We start from the raw sequence: 6,745 nt of genomic DNA, 5'->3' as shown, positions 1-6,745 counted from the left end.
CAGCGGATGATGGGAGCCACGCTCGACCGCCGCCGCCAGGTCAGCAGCGTCGCCGCGTCGCCTCGACCGGCAGAATATCGGTTACGCTGGGGCGGCCTTCGGTGAGGGTGCCAGTTTTATCGAAAGCGATAATCGCCGCCGATCCGATCTTCTCCAGCACCGCCCCGCCCTTCATCAGCAACCCGCGCCGCGCCCCGGCAGCAAGGCCGGAGGTAATGGCGGCGGGCGTCGACAGCACCAGCGCGCAGGGGCAGGCGATCAGCAGCAGCGTGAGGCCGCGATAGACCCAGGTCGACCAATCGCCGCCCAACAGCAGCGGCGGAACCATGATTACCAACAGCGATAGCAGCGTCACGCTGGGCGTGTACCAGCGGCTGAAGCGGTCGATGAACCGGGCAGTCGGCGATTTCGCGCCTTCGGCTTGCTCCACCAGCGCGATGATCCGGGCAATCGTATTATCGGCGCTCGCGGTTTCGACGGTGATTTGAATGACGCCATCGCTATTGATGCTGCCCGCAAAAACCGTATCGCCGACGGTTTTGGCGACCGGCACCGATTCGCCGGTAACGGGGGATTGATCGACGCTGGTTTGCCCGGCGGCAATGGTTCCATCGCAGGGAATCCGCCCGCCCGGCACCACTTCCACCCGCATGCCGGGGGTAAGATCGGCGATGGGCAGATCGATGCGCTGCCCGTCCCGCACGACGGTCGCCCCCTTCGGCACGAGGTCGGCCAGGGCTTGAATTCCGGCGCGCGCTTTGGCGGCGGCAACGCCTTCCAGCATTTCGCCAATGATGAACAGAAACGCGACCACCGCCGCTTCCGCCACCGCATCGATAAAGAACGCGCCGATGGCGGCAATCGACACCAGCATTTCAATACTAAAGAAGGTGCCATTGCGCGCCGCAGCCACCGCCTTGCGCCCGATGGGTATAAGCGCGATGACCGCCGCCGGCACATAGGCGAAGCGGCTCTCCGCACCTTGCGTCCAATCGAGCAGCAGCCCCACGGCGATCAAGAGACCGGAGAGGCTGAGAAAGGCCGCTTCCGCCGTTTTCCACCAGTTTTTTCAGATCGACCGGCGCATGGGTATGACCGGCGTGATCGTGGCCCGAGTGGTCGTGATGATCGTGAGCGTGATGCGCGTGCGCGCCCGCCAGCTCCGCCGCAATTTCCTCGGCAACGGCTTGCTCGGCCTCCGATAGATCGAGATGATCGCGCCCTTGCGGGAGGGCACGGTTCAGGCCTTGAGCAAGGCGGCTTTCGAAGCGCGTGCGGCAGTCGGCACACTCGCGCACACTCGGCAGCAAACGGGTAAGGGCGATGACAGCCATAGGAGGGCCTCACTTTCTGACGCCCTCACCCTACGAACAATTGAACGATTGTTCAAGTATCGATATCATCTTCCTCGACGATATGCTCGGCGAGATCGGAAATGACGCAGCGGATGTGATCGTCGGCGGCAGCATAGAAAATATTCTTGCCCTGCCGGGTGCCCTTCACGATGCGCGCGGCCTTCAGGAGCCGCAGATGATGGCTGACCAGCGACACGCTCAGCCCCAAGCGCTCGGCAATTTCCGAGACGCCAATAGGGCCATCAAGGCAGGCCAGCACAATGCGCAGGCGGCTGGGATCGCCCAGCAGCCGAAACAGATCGGCCAATTCGGCGGCATGCTCTTCCGCCACCGCCAGATTATGCAGGGTTCGTTCGCTCATCGGCGCAGGGTCGGGGAGTTTTGCGACGCGGTCAAGATCGGAAGCCGCCGACGGAACCATCAACCGAGATTGGCGTTTCAAAGGATAGTCAAGGCCGATTGATTTGCCCCGCTGCGCGACAACCGCACACGGCCCTATCGCCGAGTTTTCCTGATTGGAGCCCCCCTCATGCTGTTTACGCATAATACGCTACCCGAAGCGATTCGCCTCCAATCCGTCGCCGTGCTGAATAAGCATTTGGCGGCGGCAATCGATCTGCAAGCCCAACTGAAGCAGGCCCATTGGAACGTGCGGGGGCCGGGCTTTATGGCGATCCACGAGCTTTTCGACAGTGTCGCGACCGAGGTTGGGGCCGTCGCCGATAAAATTGCCGAGCGCGCGGGCGGGCTGGGCGGCACCGCCTTCGGGACGATTCGCGTCGCCGCCGAGCGCTCGTATCTGCTGCCGTATCCGCTGGGCGTCGCGGAAGTTGCCGAGCATGTGTTTGCCGTTTCGGCCAGCCTTGCCGCCTTCAGCCAAGCCATCCGCGACGCCAGCACCCTCAGCACCGACGCGGGCGATGCCGATACTGCCGATCTATTGACCGAGATTTCGCGCGGGATCGATCAGCAGCTTTGGTTCGTAGAATCCCACGCGGTGCCTCGGGTGCAGCCCGTCGCCGTTGCAGCGGTCGCCTAAACCCCTGTCTTGAGTAGTTCCCGTCCCTGCCCAGACCGGCCGCCGCCGCGTAGCCTTGCAGGCATCAGCCGCTTTCGCCGGAAGAGGGTCCCACGCCGTGCGGGCTCGTCCGGCAGGATTTTGGAGTTTACGCCATGAACCGTTTTCCCCCCACGCTTCAAGATCCCCCGCCCCCCTCTATGGAAGATCCGCAGGACGGACCGCACCGCGATCTTGCCCTAGGGCTCGTGCCCGTCGCCGAAACCCTTCTTGCGGCGACGGATTTTAAGGCGATTCCCCCCCGCTCGCGCCGGTTTGGCCGAAAGGCGGGCAGCCGAGCTATCGCCCCAAATTGCGTCCGCGCTGATCGGGGTTTTCTAGAGCCGCGCGGCTCTAAAAGCCGCCATTGAGGCGGCGGCCAAGGGCGCGGATGCGCCCGGCGATGCGCTTGGCGCGTCAAACGCACCGGGCGGCGAGGGCCAAAATAAACCTAGAGCATCGTGCGTCACATTTGACGCTCGATGCTCTAGGTCATCGCGGCGCGCGGCCTCGCGCGGTGCAGAGTTGGAGAGGATAATGCCCCAAGCCCCCGCCCTACGGCGTCTCGCCGTTATCGGCAATGCCCTGCCCCGGCGCTGCGGTATCGCAACCTTCACAACCGATCTGCACCGCGCCATCTCGGTCGCGCGGCCCCAGGTGCAAACGGGGATCGTCGCGATGACCGATACGGGGCATCATTACGATTATCCGCCGATGGTGAATGTGCAGATCCGCGAAGCCTGCCTCAGCGACTATCGGCAGGCGAGCGATGTTTTAAACACGTCGCGGATCGATCTTGTCTCGCTTCAGCATGAGTTTGGCATTTTTGGGGGCGAGGCCGGCGGCGCGATCGTTGGGCTGTTGGAACGGCTGACCATGCCGGTGGTCACGACCCTGCACACGGTTCTGAAAACCCCAACGCGCGCGCAACGGCGCGTGCTCGACGAGATTGTTGCCGCCTCCGCAAAAGTAATCGTGATGGCCGAAAAAGGCCGCGTTCTGCTGCAAACGGTCTATGGCGTTCCCGCCGATAAAATCGCCGTCATCCCCCACGGCATCCCCGATGTTCGGTTTAGCGAGCCGGAAGCGGCAAAGCTGCGCTGCGGCTTTGCCGGGCGGATGGTGATTCTCACCTTCGGGCTCCTCTCCCCCAATAAGGGTATCGAGGTGATGATCGAGGCGATGCCGTCGATTCTGAAAAGCCGCCCCGATGCGCTGTACGTGATTCTGGGCGCGACGCACCCCACCCTCGTGCGCCATCACGGCGAAACCTATCGGCGCGGATTGATGGACCGGGTACAAGCGCTTGGGCTGACCGACCATATCGTTTTTCTCGATCAGTTCGTCGATTACGAAACGCTGCTGGATTTCATCGCCGCCTGCGATGTCTATGTAACGCCTTATTTGAATGAGGCGCAGATGACATCGGGCACCTTGGCCTATAGTTTCGGCCTCGGCAAAGCCGTCGTGTCAACGCCCTATTGGCACGCCGAAGAACTGCTGGCCGATGGGCGCGGCGTGTTGGTGCCTTTCGGTGATTCGGCAGCGCTTGGGCGCGAGATTTCCGATCTCTTAACCGACGACACGCGCCGCCAATCCTTACGCACGCGCGCCTATGCCGATAGCCGGTCGATGACCTGGGCGCGCACGGCGGATCGCTACTGGGAAATTTTCGATGCCGTCCCACGCGCGCCGCACCTCACGCTGATCGCGCAGCGCGACGAACTCCCGCCCGCGCCGGAAGAGCTCCTGCCGCCCGATATGCGGCTCGGGTATTTCCTGTCGATGTGCGACGATACCGGCCTGTTCCAGCACGCGGTTCATTCCATTCCCGATCGGTCGCACGGCTATTGCGTCGACGATAACGCGCGCGCGCTGCTGCTGGCTTGCGCGCTCAATCATCCCGCCGAAGCGGGCCTGCCAGAAGTTCTAACGACGCGCTTTGCCGCCTTCGTCCAGGATGCCTGGAATCCCGATACGCGGCGGTTTCGCAATTTCATGAGTTTTCAGCGGCAGTGGCTGGAAGATACCGGCTCCGAAGACAGTCACGGGCGCACGCTGTGGGCTTTGGGCACCTGCGCGCGCGACGATACGCGGGCATCGCGCCGCCTGTGGGCCGAGGGGCTGTTTTGCGAAGCTCTCCCCAGTGTCGAAAGTTTCACCTCCCCCCGCGCCTGGGCCTTTGCCCTGCTGGGGCTCGATGCTTATTGCGATACACTCACGCCGATCCCGGAGGCCAACCGCCTGCGCCACCGCCTTGCGGCCAAGCTGATCGCACGCTTGCGCGACAGTGAAACGCCCGAGTGGCCCTGGTTCGAATCCGGCCTGTCCTACGACAATGCCCGGCTGTGCCAAGCGCTGATTGCCACCGGGGTTGCCACGGAAACGCCACTCTATCTGGACACGGGGCTGCGGACCCTGCGCTGGTTGATGCGCCAGCAAACCGCCGAGAACGGCTGCTTCCGCCCGGTCGGGTCCGACACGTTCGGCACCGAGCGCTGTGCGCCCCAGCCCTTCGATCAGCAACCGCTGGAAGCCACGGCGGCGCTCTCCGCCTGTCTTGCGGCGTGGCGGGCCGAGCGGGACGACGCGTGGAAAACCCAAGCAATCACCTGCTTTTCCTGGTTTCTCGGCCATAATGACCTTGAGGTGCCGTTGGTCGATTTCGATACCGGAAGCTGCCGCGACGGGCTGCACCGCGACCGGCCCAACGAGAATCGGGGCGGTGAATCGGTGGTGTCCTACCTGCTGAGCCTCGCCGAAATCCGCCAATTGGTCCGCATCACACGGGTGCGGCCCACGGGCACGCTCGTGCCCTTCCGCGCCGCCCATCCGTAAAGCTTCCTTGCGTTTCCTTCACTAGAAATCGAGCCAATTGTGCCCCAAGCGACGTTTCTGAACCGTCAGGCTCTCTATCTTCACCCGGACCCGGCCCGCGTTGTCGTGCGCCCGTTCAAGCCCTCGGTCGATCCGCGCCCGCTGAAGGAAAAAGAGCGAACCCGCGCCAATCGCATCGTCGATCATGTGATGGCGCTGGACGCCGACACCACCGCGATGCTGCTCACGGACGTGCTGGAAAACTTCCAAGGCCGCCACCGCAATTTGCTCGAAATCTTCGAAGCGCGCGCCGATGAGATGGAAGAAGCTCTCCTTCCCCATAGCGTTTTCACCACCGCGCAGCGGCAGTTGGTCGGCTCTTATTTTCTGAATGAATATGCGTTCGAATCGGCAGCCCTCTTTAATCCGAGCATCGTCGCCCATCCCGATCAAACCGGGGCACCCGTGGGCGGTTGCCGCTTTATTCTGAGTTTACGCGCGGTCGGCGAGGGGCATATTTCTTCCCTCACCTTCCGGGTTGGCAGTATCGATGCCGACGGCAGCGTAACGGTGGACCCCATCGCGCGGCTGGCGACAATCCCCAAACTGCGCACCCGCACGCCCGGCCCGATGGGCGATACGGTGGACATCGCCTTCCGGCCCGAAGAAGAAATGAGCGAACGGGTGATTTTTCCGCTCACTCTGGCCCAATCGCGCGGGATTGAAGATGCGCGCTTCGTGGCGTTTGCCGCGGGCGATGCGACGATGTTCTACGCGACCTATACCGCCTATGACGGCAGCGCCATTCGCTCGGAATTGCTGGAAACCCGCGATTTCCAATCCTTCCGCCTCACCCCTTTGGCGGGCACGGCAGCGGGCGGCAAGGGCATGGCGCTGTTTCCGCGCAAAATCAATGGGCGCTACGCCATGATCGCCCGCTATGACGGCGAGAATCTGTACCTGCTCTATTCGGACGATCTCTATCGTTGGGACCACGGCACCTTGCTGCTAACCCCGAAATTCCCCTGGGAGTTTGTGCAGATCGGCAATTGCGGTTCGCCGATTGAACTGGACGATGGCTGGTTGCTCTTCACCCACGGCGTCGGGCCGGTGCGCAAATATTCCATTGGTGCCGTGCTGCTGGATAAGGACGATCCGTCGAAAATTCTGGCGCGCTCGCAAGCCCCGCTCGTCCATCCCGACCCGTCCGAACGGGCGGGCTATGTGCCGAACGTCGTCTATACATGCGGGGCGGTGCGGCATAAGGAGTTGATTATTCTACCCTATGCGGTTTCGGACAGTTTCTCGAACTTCTCGACAATGCGGATCGATGATCTGTTGATGTCCTTGGATTCTTGATTGATGAAACCAAATCGGCGCTGGCGCGTTCCTTAAGGTAGCAACCCAAAAGGAGCGGCAACGCCATGAACGAACTTCTGACGATTCCGAAGAACGCCATCGACACGCTGCAATCCGTGGAAGCGGATGCGAAACTCGCCCGGCCGCACGCCCATTT

The 6,745-nt window shown here is 62.6% G+C and carries 5 protein-coding genes; 3 read left to right on the top strand and 2 right to left on the bottom strand.

Annotation, left to right across the window (positions count from 1 at the left end; all coding sequences use genetic code 11):
- Positions 1-40: 40 nt before the first annotated feature.
- Both VZ95_RS10140 and VZ95_RS10135 read right to left on the bottom strand, forming a co-directional pair.
- The gene (locus tag VZ95_RS10140; protein ID WP_232302594.1) at positions 41-1,009 is read right to left on the bottom strand and encodes an HAD-IC family P-type ATPase; all 969 of its coding nucleotides are present in this window, start codon (positions 1,007-1,009) and stop codon (positions 41-43) included.
- A 377-nt stretch (positions 1,010-1,386) separates the two neighbouring features.
- Entirely contained in the window at positions 1,387-1,797 is a 411-nt protein-coding gene (locus VZ95_RS10135) for an ArsR/SmtB family transcription factor (RefSeq protein WP_332308066.1), read from the bottom strand.
- 87 nt (positions 1,798-1,884) lie between these two features.
- On the opposite strand from VZ95_RS10135, the gene dps reads away from it, so the two are divergent.
- The 3 genes from dps to VZ95_RS10115 all read left to right on the top strand — a co-directional run bounded on the left by dps (position 1,885) and on the right by VZ95_RS10115 (position 6,588).
- Positions 1,885-2,394: a DNA starvation/stationary phase protection protein Dps gene (gene dps, locus VZ95_RS10130; RefSeq protein ID WP_045775737.1), complete on the top strand. Its 510-nt coding sequence runs from the start codon at positions 1,885-1,887 to the stop codon at positions 2,392-2,394.
- A 555-nt stretch (positions 2,395-2,949) separates the two neighbouring features.
- The gene (locus VZ95_RS10120; RefSeq protein ID WP_045775735.1) at positions 2,950-5,250 is read left to right on the top strand and encodes a glycosyltransferase family 4 protein; all 2,301 of its coding nucleotides are present in this window, start codon (positions 2,950-2,952) and stop codon (positions 5,248-5,250) included.
- Between the two features lie 39 nt (positions 5,251-5,289).
- Positions 5,290-6,588: a glycoside hydrolase family 130 protein gene (locus tag VZ95_RS10115; protein WP_045775734.1), complete on the top strand. Its 1,299-nt coding sequence runs from the start codon at positions 5,290-5,292 to the stop codon at positions 6,586-6,588.
- The last annotated feature ends 157 nt before the right edge of the window (positions 6,589-6,745 follow it).

The sequence above is a fragment of the Elstera litoralis genome (genome assembly GCF_000963705.1).
GTDB classification, from domain to species: Bacteria; Pseudomonadota; Alphaproteobacteria; order Elsterales; family Elsteraceae; genus Elstera; species Elstera litoralis.
The sequence above is the reverse complement of the archived record's forward strand: the minus strand, read 5'-3'. Positions and strand labels throughout refer to the sequence as shown.